The following is a 24230-nucleotide window of genomic DNA, read 5'->3' as shown; positions in this document are numbered from 1 at the left end:
TCAGCCTGTCCGACAGCGCAAGGCCCGTCTGAATGTTCAGGCGGGCTTTTTTTTATGCACTGTATGCATGGCAGAGTACCAACATGATATACAGTGATGTATGTATTGTTTTATGATTGTGGTGTGGTGTGGTGTAGAAGAGATTGCATCATTGTTCAGATGGGTGATGAGCATGTTCTTCGCGATGCCTGCTGTGTTGTTGCACTGTATCAATCTGTTTTTTATGGATTGTACTTGTCTTGACCGTGCTGCCTTCACTTGGTACGGAGTTCGAAAGTATAGACAAGTCTTTGTCTGTGCACGCGACAGGCGTAACACCGTTTTAGGGGAACGGGGGGGATGATGCTGATAAGCCGTGACTGGAGCGGGGCTCTGGTCAAACCTGTTTTGACAGGATTTTATTGTTTAGGGGTAGTGATTGTACAGTTGACGCTGGAAGCTCATTCCGAGCAACTCTGGCGAATGTTATACATGTCATTTGCTCCTCTGATGTTGGTTGCACGATTTTGCCCATGGCAACGGCTTGCAGTGACAGCTTCTGTTCTGGCAATCGGTGTTCTGATTACAGGAGGAATTCTCAGCCCGCTTGAATTGGAAGTAATAGAGGAAAGCTTCATAATTATTCCTCTGTTGTATCTTGCTCTTTACCCGGGCAGGCCCTGGGCTTTTATTTGTTCACTGTTGCTTCTTATTCCGTATTTGTACGGAAGTGGTGAAGAACTTTTTGAAAATGTACTTGAGGACTGCCTAGAGCTGATAATCATTACAGCTTTTGCCAGTGTCATGACGTATTATCAGCAGCGGTCTTACCGGTTGATGCTGGGATATCGCGATGAAAGCCGGACTGACTATCTGACACAGCTCAAGAACAGGCTGGCGTACAGCATTTCACTAAGAACTCTTGAAAAGCGCTCCGTGCAGGAGCGTTGTCTGTATGCGCTGCTTCTGATTGATCTGGATGATTTTAAACGCATCAATGACCTGCACGGGCACAGTTACGGCGACCTGCTGTTAAAGCAGTTTGCACGCCGGATTTGTAAGCTTGATTTTCTGAATACCTACCGCATTGGTGGTGACGAATTTGCTATTCTGCTTCGTGAATCTGAAAACATGAACGCAGAAAAAGCAGCTGAAGCTATTTATGCTGTCAGTCGCGAACCGTATGATCTTGGCAACCGCTCCCTTGAAGTGGGACTTAGCATCGGTGTGGCCAGATATACTGGTGAGATACAGGGTAGCGAAGAACTTGAACGTAATGCCGATCTGGCGTTGTTTCAGGCAAAACAGGCCGGTAAAAACAAGGTCAGCTTTTTTGAGCCTACGATTTTAAAGGCAAGAGAACTGCAGGATAAGCTTGCACGTGACATGGGAGCTGCACTGGCCGCAGGCGAGTTTTTTGTGGTGTATCAGCCTAAAGTGGACATGCGGACAGGGTGTATTGTCGGGGCAGAAGCTTTGCTGCGCTGGGAGCACCCTGAGCTGGGAATGATAAGCCCTGCGGAGTTTATTCCCGTAGCGGAAATGACCAGACAGATAGTCCCGCTGGGGCGGTGGGTTCTGGAGCAGGCATGCCTGCAGGCGGCAACATGGCAGCAGAGGGGTGCCACCATAAACCTTTCTGTCAATGTCTCCGGTATGCAGTTTAAAAACGACAATATGGTTCAGGTTGTCGACGATGCGCTTACAATGTCCGGCCTGCCGGCAGCACAACTGGATGTCGAGATAACTGAAACAACCCTGATGGACGATTCTGCGTTTATCATTCCTCTGCTGGAACAGTTACGCGAAAGGGGCGTTGGGTTGGCGGTGGATGACTTCGGCGTAGCGTATTCATCGCTTAATCAGCTTAAAACATTACCCGTCACTGTGCTGAAAATTGATAAAAGCTTTGTGGATCATTGCCATACGGACACACAGGATCTGATGATAATCCGTTCGATTATTCAACTTGCGTCGAACCTCAACCTGTCTCTGGTTGCAGAAGGTGTGGAAGCTAAGGCGCAGGCAGAACTCTTGCTCCAAGAGGGTTGTCTTGTGGCTCAGGGCTTTTTCTACTACCGGCCCCTTGATGCACAGAGTTTTGAAAATCTGCTTTTGCCACCCGTCCCGCTGCAACAAGACTTAGGATAGTTCTTAGATGGTTCAGGTTGCCTGATTTGTCAGGCGGTATAGTGAACCTTTACTGCGTGCCCCTAACTGCATGCCCGTCAGTTGCGTAATGTCGCCTTCAAACGTGCGGGATGGAGCAGCAGGTCCAGTCCGTCGTTTATGTTGTGTATAGCAACTTGCGCGGCAATCAGTGCTGCCGTTGATGTGCCTTCAGTTCCGGTAATCGCAATGGAAAGTGCGGCTTCTTTCAGCATCAGCGCATCATTGCGACCGTTCCCCATAGCTACGCATTGCGTGGCTCCTAACTGCACAAGTACCTGAAGTTTGGCTTCTGCCTCTGAAAAACGTGCTTCATGCGGGTTCGGCTCCTCTTTTGCCGCATAAGTAGTTTCTTTACCTGTTAGGTCTTTTCCCTGCACATTTTCTTTTTGTGCGCTTCCAGCAGGGGGAGTGTCACGCTGTGATTCCATGATATTGATGTCCGGTGTGCTGCCTGCCACATCGTGCCCGCCACATGATGCGCCGGAGATATTGCGGTGCGCTGTGTGTAAAATCATCACTTCTACAGGAAGATCACGCACTGCTGCGGCAACGGAACCATGCGTGTTCGCTGTAAGCACAACAATGCGCAGTGATTCCGCAAGCTGTCGTATCCGCTTTGCAACGCCGTCTATCAGTGCGCCGTCTCTGGCTATTGTGCCATTGTAATCCAGCACCAGCGTTTTCAGATTTAAGGGGGCTCTGCCATGAATTTCTATATGCAGCATGATGCGTTCTCCAGATAGTTTTCAAGATCCGCTATTTCAGGCAGGCCGGATTCTTTTTTCCAGACTCGGGTTATGCAGCCTTCGTTCATCAATACCAATGTATCAGCAAGCCTGAGAGCCTGACCCAGACTGTGAGAGACCATCACGACGGGAAGGCGTCTTTTCAGCGAAGTGATAAGTTCTTCAATGGTGCGGGAGGCAACAGTGTCCAACGATGCAGTCGGTTCGTCCAGCAGAAGCAGTTCCGGCAACATCGCCAGTGAACGGGCAATGCACAGGCGCTGCTGCTGCCCGCCGGAGAGTGACTCCGCAGGGGCATCAAGCCGCTCGGATACTTCGCGCCATAGCCCTGCATCCTGCAATGCCTGCTGCATACGCTTGAAGATGGCTGATGAAGGCATATTCAAGACATGCTTGAGTGGCAATTCCATGTTCTTGCGGATGGAAACGGGCAGAACGTCCGGTGTCTGAAATACCATGCCTATGGCGGCCCGGAGTATCGGGACATCCCGTGCGGGCAGGCTGTAAACGTCTACATTTTTGCCGGACAGATTCAGGCGGATGCTTCCTGTTGTGGTGCATTCTGCCATGCACTCATTCAGTCTGTTGATTGCGCGCAGCAGTGTTGTTTTGCCCGAACCGGACCTGCCTACGATTACGGTGGCACCCTGCCGGGGTACTGCCAGCGTGACGTTATGCAGCGTCTGATGCTTGCCGAAGGACAAAGACAGTCCGCTGATGGTTACGGCTGCATCGGGTGAAATATCGGAAGTTCCGGTAGGAGGATATATGTCAGCGATGTTCATTACCCTGTCCTTGCCATTGTTTTTCTAACTTCTTTTGCAGCATGGCAGCGGCAGAAAGCAGGCTGACAGATATGGCCAGCAACACAAGAGTGGTAGCAAAGCCTTGCTGAAGGTCTGCTGCATCACGATACTGTGAGGCTCTGTAAAATATGGAAAAAGGCAGCGCTTCAAAACGTGAAGTAAGCCCTGCCGGCAGTCCCGCGTTGGCAATGGCTCCTGTCAGCATGATAACTGCCGTATCTTCTGCGGCGCGACCTGCAGCAAGAAGGATTCCACCGAGAATTCCCCGTGTTGAAGCAGGCAGCAATACATGGCGCAGAGCCTGCCAAGTGTCCATGCCCAGCGCGCTGGCTGTCAGGTGCAATCTGTCCGGCAGGGCTTCCAGCGTTCCGCGTGTGGTGGAAACAAGAACAGGCAGAACAAGCAGCGCAAGGCATGATGCCGCCAGCAGCATTGAAGGTTCCGCATCTGGGGTAATGGTGCGGCGCAGGGCAAGCATCAGCAAAAATCCGAACAGCCCCATAACCACAGAAGGTATGCCTGCCAGCAGGTCGATGCAGAATCCCAGAGAAGCTTTGACCTTGCCTGAAGCATAACAGGCCAGATACACCCCGCAGCCGATGCCGGGGACAAGCGCCAGCACCATAGTGAGAACAAGCAGCGATATAGTGCCGATACAGGCAGGCCAGATACCGTCCCAGACGGGCAGGCGGCCGGTTATGGCGTAAAAGGGCGGCGTATCGCCGAAGAAAAGCGTCAGCCCGAGGGCGCCGCTGCCGCGTATGATCAGAAAAGCAAGTAATGTCAGGATGACAGCGGGAACAAGCACCCCCGACAGCCATGCGAGGACATGTATTGTGCGTACAGCAAAGGCAGGACGGGCAGAAGCTGTTTTGCGTATGGGGCTGCTCATGCCTGTTCTCCGGATTTCAGAATAGCCCGCAGAGCCAGCTGTACGATGGTGTTGAAAAGCAGCAGAAGGCAACCGGCTATGAATACAGAACTATACAAAGCGCTGTTGCTGTCTGTGGCAATAACAAGGCCGATATGGGCTGTAAGAGCTCGTACGCTGTCAGAAAGAGCCAGAGGCCACTGCGGCGCGTTACCTGCCAGCATCAGGGGAATAAGCGTATCACCGATTGCTCTGCCGAAGCCAAGCACGGCTGCGGCTGCGCAGTTCTTTCTGCATGCGGGCAGAACCAGATGTACCAGCGTCTGGGCGGGGGTAAAGCCAATGGCGGCACCGCTAAGGCGCAGTCTGTTTTCTGCCTGCTGCATACCGGCATCCATCACCAGAGCCATGGTAGGCAGCGCAACAAGCGATAACACCAGCGCCGCTGCGGCAATGCAGAATCCGGAACCGCCTACAACTCCCCGCATGGCCGGAACCAGCAGGAACACTGCTGCAAACCCATACACCACAGTGGGAAAAGCGGTCATACCGCGTAAGAGCAGGGTCAATGCCCGTCCTGCAGGGCGCGGGGCCAGACCATGTATACAGCAGCATACTCCCAGCGCCAGCGGCCAGCCGATCAGCAGTGCAGACAGGCTGAGGCCGACAGTCGCAGCCAGCATGGGCATAATGCCATACAGCCCTTTGGCGGGGTGCCAGACAGCACCCAGAATGGAAAGACCCTGCCCGCCGGAAAAGACGGGCAGGGCGAAAACAATAAGAAAGCCGAAGATAGCTGCCACAGCCGTGGCAACAGTGGCTGCAGATGCAACCAGCACAACGCGTGCGCAACGGCTTTGCGTTCTGACCATGTTATTTTGCTACGGGAATGTATCCGCTGGCACTGATGATTTCAGCGCCTTCGGGGGTGTACAGATATTCAATGAATGCTTTCACCACACCGGAAGGCTCGCCTTTGGTGTTCATATACAGCTTGCGGGTAACGGTGTAGCTGCCGTTGGCGGCATTTTCCTGAGTGGCGGTCATGCCGTCCACGACAGGGGCTTTAACGGAAGTATCAATATGGCCGATACCCACGTAGCCGATTGCACCGGGGTCCTGAGCCACTGCAGTTTTCATGGCGCCGTTGGAAGGTACAACGTTGGCGGACATGGCGATGTCACCTTTTGCAAGCAGCTTTTTATAAAAAACTTCTCTCGTGCCGCTGGCTTCGTCTCTGGTGTACAGGTTGATGGCCTGATCTGCGCCGCCAACTTCATTCCAATTGGTCACTTTACCGGCAAAAATAGCCTGAACCTGTGCAGAAGTAAGTTCATTAACGCCATTTTGCGGGTTGATTACCAGTGCTACACCGTCAACAGCAAAGGGGAAGCTGACAAGGCCGTACTTTTCCACTTCTTTATCAGAAAGAGCGCGACCGGTGTTGCCGATATCTACCAGCCCTTCACCGGCCTTTTGTACCCCGACGCCGGAGCCGCCAGCTGCAATGCTGATACGGATTTCAGGATTCGCGATCATAATGCGCTTGGCAGCCTCTTTCATGACGGGGATGTGCGCTGTTCCGCCTGCAATATCAATTGTTCCCTTTTGCCCTTTAAAGGCATCCAGAGGAGCCGCATGTGCCATGACTGCTGTAAGCATGATGCAAAGGCACGACATAAATAACGTACGAATGGAACGAAGCATGGTGATTCTCCCTGATCTAGATGTGCGTTGCCTGTGGTGGGTAAAATACAGTGAGCAACCTGATAATATGTTGGGACAATATGCGTACCGGCGCATGTCGGCAAATAGATAATCGCCAGTGCTATGTACAAAATATATTTGTTTTATCTATGAGAAGTGCATGATTGTACAGTGACCATGCCGGAAACGCGTTGCTCCAAAAATGCAGGGCAGACAAATGTACTCCGGTGGCGGTAAGGACGGACCTTTGCGGGCGCAAAGCATGCGATATGGTCGGAACGCTGTATTCAGTGATGGCTGCAAAAGAATACTGTTTGTGGAATAGCAGGATATTACTATAGTAGAATTCATATGTTGTACGACCATTCATGAAGACCTAGGAGCTTGATATGAGATTGATACCTGTTCATGACAGTCCCGGATGGTGGGCAGCACGGTACATTGCCCGTGCAATCAGAACGTTTGCACCTCAGCCGGATAAACCTTTTGTGCTGGGGCTTCCGACGGGCAGTACTCCGCTGGAAATGTACAGGGAACTTATCAGATTATATCAGGCAGGCGAGGTGAGCTTTGCGAATGTGGTCACGTTTAATATGGATGAATACGTGGGACTGCCGGAAGGCCATTCGCAAAGCTACAAGCACTATATGCATGAGAACTTTTTTAATCACATCGACATTTCATTGCAGAATGTCAATCTGTTGAACGGAAATGCGGATGATCTTGAGGGTGAGTGCGCCGCTTATGAACAGAAGATACATAGCTGCGGCGGGGTGCATATTTTTGTGGGCGGGGTAGGCACTGACGGGCACATTGCTTTTAATGAGCCTGCATCTTCTCTGGCATCTCGTACGCGGCTTAAAACGCTTACAGAAGAAACCCGTGCTGCGAATTCACGTTTTTTTGCCGGAATCGATGAAGTACCCCGCTTTGCACTGACGGTAGGTGTGGGGACGGTGCTGGATGCACACGAAGTCATTATTCTTGCGTCAGGCATGAGCAAGGCTCTGGCCGTTCACTACGCAGTGGAAAAAGGTGTAAACCATTTATGGACTGTTTCGGCCCTGCAACTGCACCGGAAAGCCATAATGGTATGCGACGAGGCCGCCACGATGGAACTGAAGGTAAAAACGTTACGGTACTTTCAGCAGATAGAGGCGGAGAACCTTGCTGACCCTAAGTAGATAAAAAACGGAGCTGAGTTGTCGTGAAGTCGTAAGGAGCTCTGACGTTACTTAAGGGTATCGAAAAACAGGCTGGCTCGGTATGTTGTTAGGGGTATCCATGGTGCTGTGTGTGATTTTCTTGAATGATACAGTAAGAATACGGGTTGTTGCCGCATGGTTTCAAGTAGCGGTTCCCTGACTGATAGCAGACCACCTTCAGGCACATACTCGCTGGATACGGGGATGCTTTACCTGTTTTGAGCAGGTGTTGTTACCGGATGGCAATGAGAAATATTATTATAGGCTGGCGTGCAGAAGTGATGATTTAGAAAGGATAATGCTATGAGAATAGTATGTTACCTTGTTTTGTTAGTGTGATGTCCTGTCACGAAAGCATACTTGTAACCTGTTGCAGAGGCCGCAGTATACGCTGCGGCCTCTGCTTTTTATTCAATGTGTACATGTTGTTATCCATGAGGGACGGGCTATGAGGCGTCGTATGAAATTGCCGTGACGTTACGCGCATCTGCTGCTGACCATAAGGTTATAAGTTACTGAATGATATTTCAGGCTGTAGAATTTTCTCATCATTTATCAGGTGCTGCAACAAGCGAAGCCACAACCGGACTATCATGCCGGACGTGTTCAGTAAGCCAAGGGGAAGGGCGCTTACCGGTTGTACTTGTGAGGTGAACGATGAACAGTGAACAGTTGGTGCCGGATGAAAAATTTCGCCTGAAGGAACTCTCACACTACGGAGTGGTACTGGACGAAAAAGAAGAGGCATTCTGTGATATCGCAAAGATAGCAATGTTGTTTACCGGAAATGCCTTTCGGCGGTGTCAGTCTGGTAGATAATAACAGAGTGTGGCTGAAAGGCCGGGTAGGGGTTGATGTGGCATGGCTGGAACGTGAAGGCGCGTTTTGTTCTTACGCTGTGGAGTCCAGCGAAGATATGTTTATTGTGCCGAACACCCTGCAAGACGAAAGGTTTGCAGGGAATCCTCTTGTGTGCTCTGCACCCGACATCCGTTTTTATGCCGCTGCAAATCTTATCGGGCATAGAGGCTATAATCTTGGCACATTATGGGTGATGGGGCAGGCTGAGAATGAGCTGACAGAAGACCAGCGCAATGCCATGCGGGGGCTTGCAGGACAGGTCGTCCGCCTGCTTGAAATGCGGTATCAGAATGCAGTGACAGGGCTGCCCAACAGAGGTGCTTTTGTCAGCAACCTGCAGTGCGCTTTAAACCAGCAGGAAGGTAGCGAAACGTGCCGCCTTGCCAGTTGTTCGCGCCGGACTGCAGAAGGTAAATGCCTGAGCAGGATGCAGAAGAAAAACGCAGTCATCGGGTGCATAAAGATACACAACCTGCACCTGATCAATACCGCATATGGCTCAAATACAAGTGAAGAGTTGCTGCACAAGCTGACTGCCAGATTGCAGGAATGGGTGGGCGAGCATAATCTGCTGGCCCATCTGGAGAATGACGATATTGCTTTTGCGTTGTTCGAAAATACGTTTGTTGCAGATAGCCTGCTGAAAGAGTTGGTGCTCTCCCTTTCGTATCCCGTGGAAGTAAGCGGCAGTATGCTGCATTTGAGTACCTCCGTCGGGGTTTCTCATTTTCCGGATTCAGGGCGGGGGGCTTCTGCCTTGCTGGACCAGGCTTCGGCTGCTGCCAGCCGTGCGGAAGAGATTCCGCCTGCTACTGTCCTGACATTTTTTGACAGTCAGGCCCATCAGATAGTGAAGCACGTTGAGTTTATAAAGCAACTCCCCGAGTATCTGCGCAATCGTAATTTCATTCCATATTATCAGCCTCAGGTTGATACCAGTACAGGCCGCCTAATCGGCTTTGAAGCACTGGCGCGCCTTCGGTGTCCTAAGCTGGGCCTGATCGGGCCGAATAAATTCATTCAGCCTGCAGAACAAAGCGGCTTAATCTACGAAATTGACATACTGATGTTCGATGAAACATGCCGTAATTTGCGAAACTGGATGGATGAAGGCCTGAATGTTGTCCCTGTGGCCGTGAATCTTTCCAGAATGAGCGTGTCAAATCCTGACTTATTACAAAGGCTGCGGACGAGTCTGGCATATTACAAGGTGCCTCCGGAGCTTGTTGAACTTGAAATGACAGAGAGTGGCTTTTCAGAAGATCCGAAGAAAGTGGCAACGCGCATACAGGAGCTGCATCACCTTGGCCTCAAGGTCGCTATTGATGATTTCGGCACCGGTGTATCAAACCTCAGCACTATCAGGGACATTCCGTTTGAGCGCTTAAAGGCAGACCGGCTTTATGTTCATGGTGCTTCTGCCAATCTGCATGTAGGCGGTATCCTGCGTTTTATCAAAGGAATCAGTGACGTTTTTAATACGGAGCTGCTGTGCGAAGGGGTTGAAACTACAGAAGACCTGCAGTGGATTACCGCCCTCGGATGTTCAATGTTTCAGGGGTGGTATTTTTCCAGAGAGCTTCCGCCGGAGAACGTTCCAGACTTGTTGAAGAGCCTTGAGGAGTTTTATGCCGCCGGAAACGGTCAGGTGCAACGGCATGAAGAGCTTGCAAGGGTGCTGCAACAACAGGTGGCCCTTGCATATTCCGTGTAGGCTGGTTTGAGCGGGGAGTGTTGGGCTGCTGCGTCGCAATGGGCACGGTGTCCAGCGATGTTGCCATAGGGCGGAGTGCAAAAAGGCGGGTAGTATGCCTGCTGACAGGCGGGCTGGTTCCGGCCCGAACATGTGCGTGGACGGCGTTTGCAACAACTGAAAGTGCACACCGATAAGAAAAATCCCCTGCCTATTTCATAAGCAGGGGATTTTGAAGTTGTGGAGCTCTCAAGCAGAATTGAACTGCTGACCTCATCCTTACCAAGGATGCGCTCTACCTACTGAGCTATGAGAGCACCATTATATGCTTTGGCTATCTTTAGCGTTAGCGCCGTATTTTTCCGGCACGCTCAACCAGCTGGCAGTATTGCCGCGGGAGCTTCGTCGAAAGCCTTAGCGACTATAACAGTCGTATAAGTCGGGATTAAAAATCAGCCCCCCGAATTTTCATTCGAGGGGCTGTGGGGTTTAAGCGTATGGTCGGGATGAAAGGATTTGAACCTTCGACCCCTTGAACCCCATTCAAGTGCGCTCCCAAACTGCGCTACATCCCGACGTCGCGAGAGAGGTGTTTACGTCGGTAGGGCGGTGGTGTCAACAAGAAAAATGAAATTTTTTTGATTTATTTCTTATAGAGGAATACAGGGTCGAACTGTGCTATTATTGCAGTTACGTGCTGTTGTGTTCATGTTGTTTTTGATAGCAACTTATGCCCGTTGTCATTCTCAGGGTACAGCGAGGGAGCTTATGTTTTCGTCTGTCAGAAGAGCCCGTACTATTACGCCATACGATTTACGAACGCTTATCAACCGGAAAAATGAAGCAGAGTATCTGATTGTGGATGTGCGCCATGAAGCGGAATTCCGTCAGGGGCACATCCCCGGTGCTGTGCTGATACCGGTTGCGGAACTGGAATCACGTCTGCATGACCTCGACCCTGAACGCGAGTATGTTTTTTATTGTCACTCCGGCGGGCGGTCTACTGCTGCAGCCCTGCTGGCTGAAGAAAGCGGTCTGCTGCGGGGGCAGCTTTATAATCTTTCTGGCGGAATTATGGCGTGGGAAGGGCTGGCAGTAGCGGATGTACCACGCATTGCGGTGTTTGAAGGTGTCTCAAGCATTGCGGAACTCCTGCTTCGTGCCATAGACATGGAAAAAGCGGCTTATTTGCTCTATTCGCGGGTTCGCGAAGCCGCATCCAGAGAGACTGTCTGTTCTCTGATGGATACGCTTGTAAACATGGAAGAAGCCCATGCCAGGGTGGTGTACAGCTATCTGAAAAAACAGATGCCGGATGTGAAGCCCTTTACCGAGCTTTTTGATGAACTTAGCGGTAATGTTCTTGAAGGCGGGCTTAGTGTGGAGGAGTTGGACCCGTGGATACGCGGAGCAAGCACCGGTGATTGTATGGAAATTGCCGATCTGGCGCTGGAGGTGGAATCTAACGCGCTTGATTTATATAGGACGTTGGCCTTTGAGGCTGCCAGAGCCGCCATTCGTCGTAATTCAGCCTTTATTAGTGACGCCGATGGAAAGCCGAAGAAAGAGCTGAAGGACGAGCCTGCCATGTTCGGAACGGGGATTGATCTGGCTGAGGCTGTAGACGCGTTTACCGATCTGGCCCAGCAGGAAAAACAACATACACGAATAATATTGCAACATATGGACGTGTTTCAAAAGGATTAATGTTGATGCAGCGTTATCACACACAGGTGACTGATGCATAAGCGTGCTGAATCTGCAGTTGGAAAGGATGATGGGCAGGCGGGAGACAAGGTGCGGGAAGCGATAGCCGTGGCGTTGCAACGGTGTGCTAGTTACTCGCGTCCGTTGTTGGAAAAAGCCTGTGCGGATGCGCTAGAGGCTGCTGGCTGGAAGCCGGAGTTCGGTTGCAGGCTGCTTATCAAACCCAACCTCCTTCGTGCTCAGGCTGACGGGCTATGCTGTACGCACCCTGAAGTGGTTCGAGCTGCCGTAATATATGCGCAGGCTTGCGGAGCCCGCGTAACTGTGGGGGATTCTCCTGCTTTTGGTTCTGCCGTGCGCGTGGCGGACAGCATCGGCCTGCTAGAGGCCCTGAAGGGGCTGGATGCGCCGGTTGTCACATTGGATAGCCCGATTTCCTGTATATTGCCTTCTGGAATTAGCATCGGTATTGCGCGACTTGCGCTGGAGTCTGATGCTCTGCTTAATCTGCCAAGAGTCAAAGCGCACAGCCAGATGAGGCTGACTTTGGCTGTGAAAAATCTTTTCGGATGCGTTTCCGGCGTCAGCAAAGCAATTGCACATACGAAGCACGGTGACAGGGGAAACCGTTTCGAGTCGATGATTGTGGAACTGGACGAGATGTTGCCCCCCACTGCGGCGCTTGTGGACGGTATCACTTGTATGCATCGTACTGGCCCTTCAGGGGGGGACCCGTATTCGTTGGGGCTTATCGGGGCGTCGACAAGCTGCATTGCGCTGGACACGGCTTTGTACAGCGTGCTGCAGCTTCAGGCAGAAGATTTGCCCTTGTGGGCAGAGCTGCAACGCCGGTCAGCGCTTGGAGCTTTTGCAGCAGACCTGATGTTTCCTTTATTGAAACCTGAGGATTTCGAAGCGGCAAATTTTGAAATCCCTCGCCAGCTGAAGCCAGTCAGCTTTCGTCCTGCAACTCTTTTGCGCAGTCTGGCAAGGCGCATCTGGCACAGGTACGGGCCTTCCAGCCAGTAACTGTAGCGAGCAGGTGTTTGTAACGTCGCAACGCTTGTGCGGAAAAGCATGTTACGAAAAGCGTTTCCTGCCAGCGACTTTTTTTGCAGGCAAAGACATTACGGCAGGACCACAGAGAGCTGAGGCGACGCAGTTTTTTTTATGCTATCGGTCGTGCCGCAGGCTGAAATCAGAAAAGTTCTTTTTGCCTGTGCAGCGGCTGGCTGTTTACAGGTTTCTTCATGTAGGTACTGTAGCTGCACCGTTTGCAGACTGTCCGCTGCTTATGATCTTCTGCAAATCAAAATAGATAGTTATAGGTGGAAAAGCATCGTTATCAGATATTGATAAGGCCCCTTTCGGGGCCTTTTGTTATGTACATACTATGTGGTCGCATCTAGCGCTGCATGTCGTCCATTAAACTGCGCAGGGTGCCTGCCTGCCCAGCCAGATGCGAGATGTCACCTGCAGATTCGCTGATCAGGCGGCCGTTGTCCTGAGCAAGCGTATTCACCTCTTCCACGCTGCGGGTAATTTCTTCGCTTGCAGCAGATTGTTCCTCTGCAGCAGTGGCTATGGATTGCACCTGTCCTGCGGCATCTTCGGCCAGTCTGACAATTTCGGCCAGCGTCTTTCCTGAAGATAATGACTTGCTTGCCGCGTTGGCAATGGCTTTTGCAGCCGCATCCATTCCTTCAACGTTGGTACGTGCAAGGCTTTGGATTGTGCGGATTGTTTCTCCCACTTCCTTGGTGGCGGTCATGGTTTTTTCTGCCAGCTTGCGCACCTCATCCGCCACAACTGCAAAGCCTCGTCCCGCTTCACCTGCACGAGCGGCCTCAATGGCTGCGTTCAGTGCCAGCAGGTTTGTCTGGTCGGCTATGTCGTTGATCACGTTAATAACTTCTCCGATAGAGTCGGACTGCTGGCCCAGCTTGTGCATATTTCCTGTCAGGCTGTCCGCAAGCTCCTTCAGTTCACTCATGGCGGCCACGGTAGAGGCCACAGATTCCGCACCTTCCAGAGCCTTTATGCGAGATTCTTCAGTTTGCAGGGCTGCTTCTGCGGCATTTCGTGCAACCTCCATCACCGTGGCATTCATCTCTTCCATGGCTGTTGCGGTTTCGTTGATTCTGGCCATCTGCATGTCAGTGCCGTGGCTGATGTCATTGCTGCGCATGTCCAGATCGCCTGTTGCTTCGGCAATGGCGTTGACTACTCCTTCCAGCCTCTGAGCGGCCTGCAGGATACCTTCACGGGTGGCCTGCTCCGCGCGGGCCATGGCTTCTTTTGTCTTTTCTGTCGCTTCCTGAGCCGCACGGGCCTGCCTGTTGGCTTCGGCTTCTTTAATTTTAACGTCTTCTATTGTTTCCGAAAGGTTCTGAACCATCGTATTCAGGGATGTCTGCAACTGCGCGATTTCGTCTTTGCCGGTTACGTCAAGCTCAGTATTCAGGTCGCCTTCTGCAATGCGCTGTGCTGCATCTGTAGTAGTGCGAAGAGGCTTTGTGATACTGAGGATAATCAAGGTACATACAGGCAATACGATGAGCAACAGCAGGACGCCGAGAATGATAACAATGCGGAGAATGGCACTATCGACCATTTCATGTGTTGTCTGGCTGAGTGCGTCTTTTTGCGCGGCTATATTGTCAATGTATACGCCTGTACCAATCCAGTATTTTGTACCGGGAATGAGCGTAGCATATGAAATTTTTGGTTGAACACCTTTGCCTGGCTTGTTGAAAGAATACTCTACATATCCGCCGCCATTGATTGCTGCTTTTTGCAGTTCCTGAATGAATAATAAGCCGTCTGGGTCTTTGCTTTGCTTCATGTCCGTACCGACCAGAGACGGCTTAGGCGGCATAGCAACGGCAGTAGAGTCTTTGAATATGAAGTAGTAACCGGAGCGATCTTCTTCGTAGCGGATATCATTTACTGAGTTTTGCAATAAAACGCGCTGTTCTTCTGGATTTGTAACACGCTTTAGCTGTGATGCTAAACTTGATGCCAGAGCATCTGTACTGATTTTGAGCTTATTTTGTTCCCCCTTGAACATAGCAGATTGAGTTTCATTGATTGAGAAATCTATAATTCCATTCTGTATGTGCAAAAGTGAAGTGATAGAAAGTAAGATACATGAAAGCAGTAATACAACAAGAAAGATAATCCGAACACGAATACTGAACCGTCTCATTAAAAAACCTCCAAGACCAGGAATATGAAAGTGTGACTCTAATTCTATTATAATTGCATCTAACATAATGCACATGCGTGTCAAATAGAATGAGTGACACTGTGCAGTCTTTTAAGTTTTTTGTTGAGAGTGTATACAAAACAAGAACAGGCAGGCCCGCGCGGGCCTACCTGTCGTTTTATGGGTACGGGGAGCTTGCTAGCGTTTCAGTTCTTCAACCAGCTGGCTGAGCGTGGTTGCCTGTTCGACCAGCTGCGAAACATCCTGCACGGTTTCTCCCACCATTCTGCCGTTATCCTGTGCAAGGTTGTTCACCTCTTCTACGCTTCTGGTAATCTCTTCACTGGCGGCGGATTGCTCTTCGGCTGCAGTTGCGATTGACTGAACCTGACCGGCAGCCTCCTGCGCCATGGCTACGATTTCTTCAAGCATTTGACCTGAGGATGCAGAGAGTGTCGCAGCATTATCAATAGCCTTGGAGGCTTCATCCATACCTTCAACGTTGGTCCGTGCCAGTGATTGTATCGAACGGATGCTGTCGCCGACCTCTTTTGTGGCGGTCATGGTTTTTTCTGCCAGCTTGCGCACTTCGTCTGCCACCACAGCGAATCCGCGGCCGGCATCACCTGCGCGGGCTGCTTCGATGGCTGCGTTCAGCGCAAGCAGGTTTGTCTGGTCAGCTATGTCGTTAATCACGTTGATGATGGCACCGATTGATTCGGACTGCTGACCCAGCTGGTGCATATTATCCTTAAGATCGCCAGCCAGATTTTTTAGCTGGTTCATGGCAGTGACGGTTGCAGATACGACTTGCGCCCCCTCAAGCGCTTTTTCGCGTGAACTGTTGGTCTGTTCAGCGGCTTCAGAGGCATTGCGGGCCACTTCCATGACTGTCGCGTTCATTTCTTCCATGGCGGTTGCGGTTTCATTGATTCTGGCAACCTGCATCTGCGTTCCGTTGCTGATTTCCGTACTGCGGTGGTCGATGTCGCCCGTTGCTTCGGATATGGCATTGACTACACCTTCCAGCCGCTGGGCTGCTGCAAGCATACCTTGCCTTGTTGCCTGCTTTGCCTGCTCCATAGCTTCTTTGGTCTGCTCTGTTGCCTGGCGCGCAGCCTCAGCCTGACGGTTAGCTTCTGCTTCTTTTTGTTTTACGTCTTCTATGGTCGCAACAAGCTGGGTCACCATCTGGTTCAGCGAGCGCTGCAGTCTTGATATTTCATCCTTACCTTCTTCATCCAGCGTGACATCCAGATTTCCGCTGGCAATTTCCTGTGCGGCGTCTGTTGTTTTACCCAGCGGCCTGGTGATGCTTAGAATTATGCCCACGCAGACAGGGGCTACAACTAGCAGCATAAGCGCTGCAAGTATTGAGTAGAGTACCAGTTGCTCGCTGTTTTCAATTTCGTGTGCGCTGGCAGCAATATGCTCTTTCTGAGCTTCGATGTTATCAATGTAGACGCCGGTTCCAAGCCAATACTTAGTACCCGGAATATAGCGGGCGTAGGCAAGCTTGGGCTGCAAGCCCTTACCTGGCTTGTCGAAGATATACTCTACAAAACCACCACCGGCTTCAGCAGCTTTGCTGAGTTCGGTAATGAATTGGATGCCGTTGGCATCGCGGGCTGCCCCCATATCTGTTCCCACAACAGATTTTTTAGCTGGCAAAGCAACGTTCGTAGTGCCTGTAAAGATGAAGAAGTAGCCGGATTTGTCGTCTTCAAAGCGGATGGCATCCACTGCGGCACGTAATGCTTCTTCCTGAATTGCGGCGGGAGCGGAGGTGTCTATGAGCGTACTCAGGCTGATGGCCATACTGTCTACCGCAACAGTAAGTTTATGCTTTTCGCCTTCCAGCATGATTTCCTGCGCGGCACCTAGGTTGTAATCCATTACCTTACCTTGCATTCTGGTAAAGAGAGCGGAGACAAGAGCAATGCAAAGGATAAGGAAAGCCACTAACATGATGATGCGTATACCAATGTTGATTGATCTAAGCATAACTTTCCCCCCATAATGAATATTGAAGCTTCTTTTCTATAATTAGTGCAGACCCATGTTTTGTTAAGGTGATACCCGTTAGAATGTTGTTTTATAAAATAAGCAGCCTCGCGATGAGGCTGCTTTGATTAAAGGTCAGGAGATTTCGTTAACGTTTCAGCTCTTCCACAAGATCAGTCAGAGTTGCAGCCTGTTCGGCAAGCTGGGAAATATCCTGAACGGATTCTCCGACCATTCTGCCGTTGTCCTGCGCAAGGTTGTTAACTTCTTCAACGCTGCGGGTGATTTCTTCACTGGCAGCGGACTGTTCTTCCGCAGCGGTGGCAATGGACTGCACCTGCCCTGCGGCATCTTGTGCCAGTTTGACAATTTCATCTAGCATCACGCCCGAAGAGGCAGAAAGCTCCGCCGCTCCATCAATGGCTTTGGCAGCATCGTCCATGCCTTCCACGTTTGTACGGGCAAGGTCCTGAATGGCCTTGATGCTGTCGCCGACTTCCTTGGTCGCTGTCATGGTCTTTTCTGCCAGCTTGCGTACTTCATCAGCGACAACCGCAAAACCGCGACCGGCATCGCCGGCGCGGGCTGCTTCGATGGCTGCGTTCAACGCCAGCAGGTTTGTCTGGTCTGCAATATCATTAATCACGTTGATGATAGCGCCGATTGATTCAGACTGCTGTCCAAGCTTGTGCATGTTGCCTTTAAGGTTGTCAGCAAGACTTTTCAGGTCATTCATTGCCTTGACGGTGGTAGAGACGACTTCTGCCCCCCGCAGCGCTCTCTGGCGGGAATGATCTGTCTGTTCTGCTGCTTCGGCCGCGTTACGCGCTACTTCCATAACTGTAGCGTTCATTTCTTCCATGGCGGTCGCTGTCTCGTTGATCCGCGCCATCTGCATTTCGGTACCGTTGCTGATTTCGCTGCTGCGACTATCAAGGTCCGCTGTGGCTTCGTTAATGGCGGCTACGACACCTTCAAGTCTGCGTGCGGCAGCCAGCATGCCGTTGCGGGTAGCCTGTTCTGCACGTGCCATGGCTTCTTTGGTCTGTTCTGTGGCTTCGCGAGCGGCTTCTGCCTGCTTATTTGCTTCAGCTTCTTTGATTTTTACATTTTCAATGGTTTTGACCAGCTCGGAAACCATGCTGTTAAGCGAGCCCTGCAGGGCGGCAATTTCGTCTTTGCCCACTACATCAAGGCTTACGTCGAGGTTGCCCTGAGCGATAGCCTGCGCAGCTTCTGTGGTAACGCGAACCGGTTTAACAATGCTGGAGATGATCAGCACGCAGATGGGCAGAACAATAAGCACAATAACAGCGCCGATGATCGCCGTAAGATTAAAGACCGAATTGTGCACCATCTCGTCTGAGGCAGCCTGAATGCGGGCTTTTTCCGCCTCAATGTTGTCGATGTATACACCGGTGCCGATCCAGTATTGTGTTCCCGGAATCATTACAGCAAAGGCAAGCTTCGGCTGCAGCCCTTTGCCCGGTTTGTCGAAGATATAGTTTACAAATCCGCCGCCTTTCTGAGCAGCTTTGCTGAGTTCGCTGACGTAATAAACGCCGTCGTCGTCTTTTACTTTTGAAAGGTCTTTACCGATAAGCGATTTTTTGGTGGGCAGAGCGACAACGGTGGTTCCTTCGTATACAAAGTAGTAACCGGACTTGTCGTCTTCAAAACGTATGTTTTCAACAGCTTGCTGAACCATACGCACCGGATCAGCCCCTGTCGGGGCACCGGCAAGCAGGTCTCCGAGAGCTGTGGCGATGCTCTCTGTGGCGATCTGGATTTTCTGCTGCTCTTCTTTGAGCATTACCTGCTGCGTTTCGCTTATGTTGAACTTAACGATACTCTCCTGAGTGTTAAGTGATGCAAGCATCACACCCGCAATACATAGTATAAGCAGAACTACCAGCGCAATGACTCTGGCTCTGACTGTAAAATTGCGTAGCATAGACTCCTCCCGAATCTTAGGCATGTAATATAACAATAGGCTATCGTGCTGTAGCTTAAAAACACTTATCGATCATATTAGATTATAGTCTAGGGTAAATGTAAAAAAGGCCACCGAAAGACGGTGGCCTTTAGTATTATAACATGCGGCGATGAAGTTTATTTCATCTTGTCGGCAAGCAGCTCTGCAACGTGACGGACTTCAATGTCACGTCCGGAGGACTTGCAGCCGCCGCGCAACTGCATAATGCAGCCGGGGCAGTCGGCTACCATTTTCTTGGCGCCGGTTGCTTCGGTGTTATTCAGTTTCTTTTCAAGCAGCTTTTCCGACAGTTCGGGGAACTTGACGGAGAATGTACCGCCAAAGCCGCAGCATACTTCTTCTTCTTCTGCCTTTGCGTAATCGGCAGCCATGTTGATGAGGTTGCGGGGCTGTTCGGTAACATGCAGACCGCGGCAGAGGTGGCAGGATGCATGGTATGCAACCTTTTCATCGCTCTTTTCGAATTCTTCGGCCTTAACGCCCAGCACATCGTGGGTGAAGGAGCTGAAGTCGATGACGCGCTCAGAGAACTGCTTGGTGCGGATGCTCAGTTCAGGCTTTTCAGCCAGCAGGTTAGGATATGTTTCCTTCAGCTGCGAGGCACAGGAAGCGCAAAGTGTAACGATGTAGTCGTACTTTGCAGGATCAAATGCCATAACGTTCTGTGCGGCAACATCAATAGTGGCCTGACGTTCACCCATCATCTGCACGGGCAGACCGCAGCAGCTCTGTTCCATGGGGAAGTCCACATCAACGCCGTGTGCGCCGAAGATCTTAACAGCGGCCTTCATCTGTTCGGGGTAGACAAAGTCCTGTACGCAACCTGCAAACAGGGCAACGCGCAGTTTGGGACTGGTCACTTTGGGCTTGATTGCTTCAAATTCGTCACGGAAAGCCTTGTCGGCAACGGACGGGAAGCGACGGAAGCCCTGATCCTTCATGAACATGAGGGGCAGGTGGCGGAGGTAGGGACCGTCCTGAACAGGCTTTTGAGCCCATTTGCCGAAGCGCAGCAAAGTGTGGAACAGCTTGCGGTTTTTCAGCACCTTGCCCAGCAGGTTGGTTTCAACCGGCATACCGCCTTCTTCGTTCAGGCGTGCGCGGATGTCTTTGATCAGGCGGGGCAGATCAATGCCACCGGCGCAGATGTTTTTGCAGGCCTCACAGTTGATGCAGTTGTGTACAAGGTTTTTGGCCTTGTCGGAACCGTGGAAGAAGTATGTGAGGATGAGGCCGATGGCGCCGATGTAGATGTGACCCATCTTGTGACCGCCGACCAGACGGTACACGGGGCACACGTTTGCGCAGGCGCCGCAACGGATGCAACGCAGTACCTGCGAGTAAAGCGGATCGTCAGCCATTGCACGGCGACCGTTGTCCAGAAATACGATATGCATTTCTTTTTTGCCTTCGGGACCGGTTTCGCACTCGTTGGCACCGGTGATCCAGGTGACGTACGAGGTGATGGCCTGACCGGTAGCGTTACGGGGCAGAGCCTTCAGCGAACGCAGGGCGTCGTGCATGTTGGGCACCAGCTTGTCCAGACCTGCCAGTGCAACGTGCACGCGGGGCAGGGTGGAAACCAGACGGGCGTTACCTTCGTTGGTTACCAGACCGATGGTACCGGTGGAAGCCACACAGAAGTTGGCACCGGTGATGCCCATTTCGGCTGTGGCGTATTCTTTACGCAGTTCGCGGCGTGCAACCTTGGTCAGCTTCTGCGGGTCGTTCTCCTGCTTCTGCTTGGTTACGTCGCTGAAAAGGTCGGCAACCTGATAACGGGAAAGGTGGATAGCCGGCATAACCATGTGGGAAGGACCTTCATGGCGCAGCTGAATGATCCATTCGCCAAGGTCGGTTTCCACAACTTCGAACTCGTTTTCAACAGCATGGTTGAACTGAGTTTCTTCGCTGGTCATGGACTTGGACTTGACGATTTTCTTTACGCCGGCTTCACGGCCGATTTTGGCGATGATGTCGTTGGCTTCCTGTGCGGTTTTAGCCAGATGCACTTTTACACCGCGCTTTTCAGCTTCTTCCTTGAACTGAGCATACAGCTCGTCCATGCGCTGGGCTGCGGCGTCTTTGGCGTCTGCAATTTCGCGGATCAGAGCCTGAACATCCATGTCTTTAAAAGCATTGGCGCGGCCGATGGGGTACGCAACCGCGAACTTGTCCATGGTAGAGCGCAGAAATTCATTATCCAGAGATTCACGCAGCTCGGCGCGGTATTCTTTCAGATTCTTTGCGTCTTGCATCGAATTAATCCTCCAGCAGCAGCAGGTGCAGTTCAAGGGGGCCGTGGGCGCCCAGAGCAAGTGTGCGTTCAATATCAGCCGTACGGCTGGGGCCGGTGATGAAGGCAGTGTAAGCAGCGCCCTGCATCAGGTCGGCCAGCAGCGGTTCTGCGTCGTAAGAGTCTGCCAGAATGCGCGACTTGGGCAGAACGGCAACGTGAATTTCGCTTACCATGGTAGCGATACGCACTTCTTCGCTGTTGGAGTTCAGAACAATAGTACCGGTTTCGGCGATGCCTGCATCACACAAGGTAAAACCGATGTCGATGCCGGCAAGGTGATTGCGCATGCCGTCTTTGATCATACGGATGCCGCGTTCTTCGGCAAGAGCAGCCAGCTTGGTGAATTCATCGTCAGCCAGTGCGGGAGCGGCCATGATTTTGTCTTGCTTGGTCTCGCAAAGTTCTGCAGCCTGGGCAGAAAGGTTCTGCTCGCAGCCGGAGATAACTAGCTGACATGCTTCTTTTTTATCACACAGTTCCACGGCGTAGGCATATGCCTCTTCAATGGACTTTACCTCTGCCACCGTGGCAGCCACCAGTTCGGCTTTCTCACGCATAAGCCGGGACAGGTCTTGAGACATGTGGTGTTCTCCTGATTAGAAGCCGAGTTTTGCCTTCAGAGCGGGGTAATCCAGAGCGTTATCCACCAGCTGGGCGGCGCGGCGGATTTTTACAAGTTCCCGCAGCTTCTGGCTGTTAAGGATCTCTTCCATTTTGCGGGCAACGGAGTAGGTGTCTTCGCGGACAACTATCACCGGCACGCCCCGCGCTTCCGAACGGGCGCGGATGATTTCATCGGGGGTTATGTTGCCGGTCAGGATAAGACAGGGGCACTGGCCTTCCAGCGCCACCAGTTGCAGATCCGTACGGTCGCCACCCACGATGGTTGCCGAGTTGGCGTGCTGTTTGAAGTGAGACATGAAATTGTCCACCTGCATGGTGCCAATGAGGAAATCTTCCACAATACGGCCCGATTCCCGATTGCCGGAAACTATCCTGCCGCCAAGACGCCATGCCAGCTCTACAGCCTTGATTGCATTAAGCAGTCTGTCGCGCGGTACAATGCCGAGGGCCGGTATATCGTGCTCCGCCAGATACGGAACAAGAATATCCTCTGCATCGCGTAGGTAGTCTTCGGGAACATCATTAAACAGCACACCCGCAAGGGCGTCTTCTAGGATTTCATGGTAGCCCAGCAAGGTATCGTAATGTAACGCGCTATCATACCTGTCTACGATGAGGGCTTTCAGACCCAGTTCGCGGACAAGAGCGGGCCCCTCTATTCCGGCATGTCTACCGGAGTGCAGAAATTCGCCGCAGCCGCTTATAAGCATGATGTCCCGCCCCCGGGACAGTGTCTCATATGCGGTTGCCACGTATTCCAGCTCGTTCTTCCGGTCTGCCAGCGAGCAGGTACGCAGGTTGGCAGGAGTTATGACAGGCGTAACCAGCGCAGGATCATCTTCCAGTCCCAGAACCTCCTGCACGAAGAAGGCATCCTCGTCGCCTACAACTTCGTCCACGGTTTTGGGCCGTACTCCCAGCGGCTTCATGTAACCGACACGTAACCCTTCACGCTGCAACCATAATCCAATGGCCATAACAGCAAGGTTTTTGCCTGCCCACGAGCCTGTAGAGCCGATGTATAGTCCTTTCATGCCGGTGTCTCTTCTGTTTTTTTCTGTTTTCTGCCGGAAGAAATTTATAAAGCGGGGGCGTTGCCCTAGGGTTCCGGCCCCCGCCGGCTGGTCTGTACTTTCGGATTAGCCTTTCAGCACTTCCATGGTTGCCTGAGCAATTTCCAGTTCTTCGTTGGTGGGAACCACGAGAACTGCAACGCTGCCTTCGGCTTTTGCGATGTTGCGGGGTTCACCGGAGCGAACAGCGTTCTTTTCAAGGTCGATGGTAATGCCGAGCACTTCCATTTCGGAGCATACTTCAGCGCGAACGATGTCGTCGTTTTCGCCGATGCCTGCGGTGAAGATCACAGCATCAACGCGGCCGAGAGCAGCGTAGAATGAGCCGATGTATTTTTTGATGCGGTAGACGAACATGTCCAGTGCCATTTTGGCTTTCTCGTCGCCTTTTTCAACGGCAGCGTGGATGTCGCGCATGTCGTTCATGCCGCAGATGCCCTTCAGACCGGACTGCTTGTTCATAAGGGTGTCCACTTCAGCAGCAGTCATGCCCTTTGCTTCCACGAGGAAGGGAACAATGGCAGGGTCGATATCACCGCAGCGGGTTCCCATCATCAGGCCTTCCAGAGGGGTGATGCCCATGGTGGTGTCGATGCACTTGCCGTTTTTCACAGCGGCCATGGAGCAACCATTGCCGAGGTGGCAGGTCACCAGATTCACTTCGTCAACAGGCTTGCCAAGGAACTCGGCAGCTTTTTTGGTGACGTAGCGGTGCGATGTACCGTGGAAGCCGTAACGACGGACTTTGAGGTCCTCGTAGAGGTTCAGCGGCAGGGGGTACATGTATGCACGCGAAGGCATGGTCTGGTGGAACTCGGTATCGAACACGGCAACGGAAGGCGTACCGGGGAAGAGTTCTTCAGCCACTTCGATACCGGCGAGGTTGGCAGGGTTGTGCAGAGGACACAGAGCCTTGTAGCCGTCGATGATTTCCTTCACCTTGGCGTCTACTTTTACGGACTTGGTAATTTCTTCACCGCCCATAACAACGCGGTGGCCGATGGCGCCGATTTCGCTCTTGTCTTTCACTACGCCTTTGTCGGCGTCGGTGATCAACTCTACAACCTTTTTCATGCCTTCGACATGGTTGGCAAAAGGCTGCTCAAGAACGATCTTTTCTTCCTTGTCGGTATCGGGAGCGATTTTGTGAGCCAGTTTACCCATGTCTTCGCCGATACGCTCAACCAGGCCGGCGCACAGCACGACCTCGTTTTCCATATTGATGAGCTGGTACTTGCAGGAAGAGCTGCCAGCGTTGATAACCAATACGTTCATTCTA

Annotated in this window: 17 protein-coding genes and 2 tRNA genes; 5 read left to right on the top strand and 14 right to left on the bottom strand. The window is 51.8% G+C overall.

What is annotated here, in order from left to right; genetic code table 11:
- The first annotated feature begins 339 nt into the window (after window positions 1-339).
- On the top strand, window positions 340-2130 hold the full coding sequence (locus ACK5LI_RS09855) for a putative bifunctional diguanylate cyclase/phosphodiesterase (protein ID WP_416948753.1): 1791 nt from the start codon (window positions 340-342) through the stop codon (window positions 2128-2130).
- Window positions 2131-2207: 77 nt separating this feature from the next.
- On the opposite strand, the gene ACK5LI_RS09850 is transcribed toward ACK5LI_RS09855, so the two are convergent.
- The 5 genes from ACK5LI_RS09850 to ACK5LI_RS09830 are packed head-to-tail and all read right to left on the bottom strand — an operon-like array spanning window position 2208 to window position 6281.
- Window positions 2208-2876, bottom strand: coding sequence for an HAD family hydrolase (locus tag ACK5LI_RS09850; protein WP_416948751.1), 669 nt, complete (start codon window positions 2874-2876; stop codon window positions 2208-2210).
- Complete coding sequence (locus ACK5LI_RS09845; RefSeq protein ID WP_416948749.1) at window positions 2864-3682, bottom strand: phosphate ABC transporter ATP-binding protein; 819 nt, start codon at window positions 3680-3682, stop codon at window positions 2864-2866. Before ACK5LI_RS09845 ends, ACK5LI_RS09850 begins: the two co-directional genes overlap by 13 nt.
- Window positions 3669-4595, bottom strand: coding sequence for a PstA family ABC transporter permease (locus tag ACK5LI_RS09840; protein ID WP_416948747.1), 927 nt, complete (start codon window positions 4593-4595; stop codon window positions 3669-3671). Before ACK5LI_RS09840 ends, ACK5LI_RS09845 begins: the two co-directional genes overlap by 14 nt.
- Window positions 4592-5446, bottom strand: a complete 855-nt coding sequence (locus ACK5LI_RS09835) for a PstC family ABC transporter permease (RefSeq protein WP_416948745.1) — start codon at window positions 5444-5446, stop codon at window positions 4592-4594. Before ACK5LI_RS09835 ends, ACK5LI_RS09840 begins: the two co-directional genes overlap by 4 nt.
- Before the next feature lies 1 nt (window position 5447).
- The gene (locus tag ACK5LI_RS09830) at window positions 5448-6281 is read right to left on the bottom strand and encodes a phosphate ABC transporter substrate-binding protein (protein ID WP_416948743.1); all 834 of its coding nucleotides are present in this window, start codon (window positions 6279-6281) and stop codon (window positions 5448-5450) included.
- A 389-nt stretch (window positions 6282-6670) separates the two neighbouring features.
- On the opposite strand from ACK5LI_RS09830, the gene nagB reads away from it, so the two are divergent.
- Both nagB and ACK5LI_RS09820 read left to right on the top strand, forming a co-directional pair.
- Window positions 6671-7465: a glucosamine-6-phosphate deaminase gene (gene nagB / locus ACK5LI_RS09825; RefSeq protein ID WP_416948741.1), complete on the top strand. Its 795-nt coding sequence runs from the start codon at window positions 6671-6673 to the stop codon at window positions 7463-7465.
- A gap of 808 nt (window positions 7466-8273) precedes the next feature.
- A complete protein-coding gene (locus ACK5LI_RS09820; RefSeq protein WP_416948738.1) occupies window positions 8274-10061 on the top strand; it encodes an EAL domain-containing protein in 1788 nt (595 codons plus the stop codon).
- Window positions 10062-10281: 220 nt separating this feature from the next.
- Here ACK5LI_RS09820 and ACK5LI_RS09815 read toward each other — a convergent pair.
- Window positions 10282-10357 (bottom strand) — tRNA-Thr (locus ACK5LI_RS09815).
- A 181-nt stretch (window positions 10358-10538) separates the two neighbouring features.
- Window positions 10539-10615, bottom strand: a tRNA-Pro gene (locus ACK5LI_RS09810).
- Window positions 10616-10808: 193 nt separating this feature from the next.
- Here ACK5LI_RS09810 and ACK5LI_RS09805 point away from each other — a divergent pair.
- Both ACK5LI_RS09805 and ACK5LI_RS09800 read left to right on the top strand, forming a co-directional pair.
- Complete coding sequence (locus tag ACK5LI_RS09805) at window positions 10809-11747, top strand: rhodanese-like domain-containing protein (RefSeq protein WP_416948736.1); 939 nt, start codon at window positions 10809-10811, stop codon at window positions 11745-11747.
- A 33-nt stretch (window positions 11748-11780) separates the two neighbouring features.
- Window positions 11781-12776 carry a DUF362 domain-containing protein gene (locus tag ACK5LI_RS09800; RefSeq protein WP_416948734.1) on the top strand — a complete coding sequence of 332 codons (996 nt, stop codon included), beginning with the start codon at window positions 11781-11783 and terminating at the stop codon, window positions 12774-12776.
- Between the two features lie 376 nt (window positions 12777-13152).
- On the opposite strand, the gene ACK5LI_RS09795 is transcribed toward ACK5LI_RS09800, so the two are convergent.
- The 7 genes from ACK5LI_RS09795 to ACK5LI_RS09765 form a co-directional block, all read right to left on the bottom strand.
- Window positions 13153-14955: a methyl-accepting chemotaxis protein gene (locus ACK5LI_RS09795; protein WP_416948732.1), complete on the bottom strand. Its 1803-nt coding sequence runs from the start codon at window positions 14953-14955 to the stop codon at window positions 13153-13155.
- Between the two features lie 198 nt (window positions 14956-15153).
- Window positions 15154-16959, bottom strand: a complete 1806-nt coding sequence (locus ACK5LI_RS09790; RefSeq protein WP_416948730.1) for a methyl-accepting chemotaxis protein — start codon at window positions 16957-16959, stop codon at window positions 15154-15156.
- Between the two features lie 148 nt (window positions 16960-17107).
- Complete coding sequence (locus ACK5LI_RS09785; protein ID WP_416948728.1) at window positions 17108-18913, bottom strand: methyl-accepting chemotaxis protein; 1806 nt, start codon at window positions 18911-18913, stop codon at window positions 17108-17110.
- Window positions 18914-19071: 158 nt separating this feature from the next.
- Window positions 19072-21213 (bottom strand): L-lactate dehydrogenase (quinone) large subunit LdhH, encoded by a 2142-nt coding sequence (gene ldhH / locus ACK5LI_RS09780; protein ID WP_416948726.1) that lies wholly within the window; start codon window positions 21211-21213, stop codon window positions 19072-19074.
- 4 nt (window positions 21214-21217) lie between these two features.
- On the bottom strand, window positions 21218-21835 hold the full coding sequence (locus ACK5LI_RS09775; protein ID WP_416948724.1) for a lactate utilization protein: 618 nt from the start codon (window positions 21833-21835) through the stop codon (window positions 21218-21220).
- Window positions 21836-21850: 15 nt separating this feature from the next.
- Window positions 21851-22912, bottom strand: coding sequence for a DRTGG domain-containing protein (locus tag ACK5LI_RS09770; RefSeq protein ID WP_416948722.1), 1062 nt, complete (start codon window positions 22910-22912; stop codon window positions 21851-21853).
- 105 nt (window positions 22913-23017) lie between these two features.
- Window positions 23018-24226, bottom strand: coding sequence for an acetate kinase (locus ACK5LI_RS09765; protein ID WP_416948720.1), 1209 nt, complete (start codon window positions 24224-24226; stop codon window positions 23018-23020).
- Between the last annotated feature and the right edge of the window lie 4 nt (window positions 24227-24230).

Source organism: Oleidesulfovibrio sp., from assembly GCF_047973035.1.
GTDB lineage: Bacteria > Desulfobacterota > Desulfovibrionia > Desulfovibrionales > Desulfovibrionaceae > Oleidesulfovibrio.
This window is presented reverse-complemented; position numbering and strand designations above follow the sequence as displayed.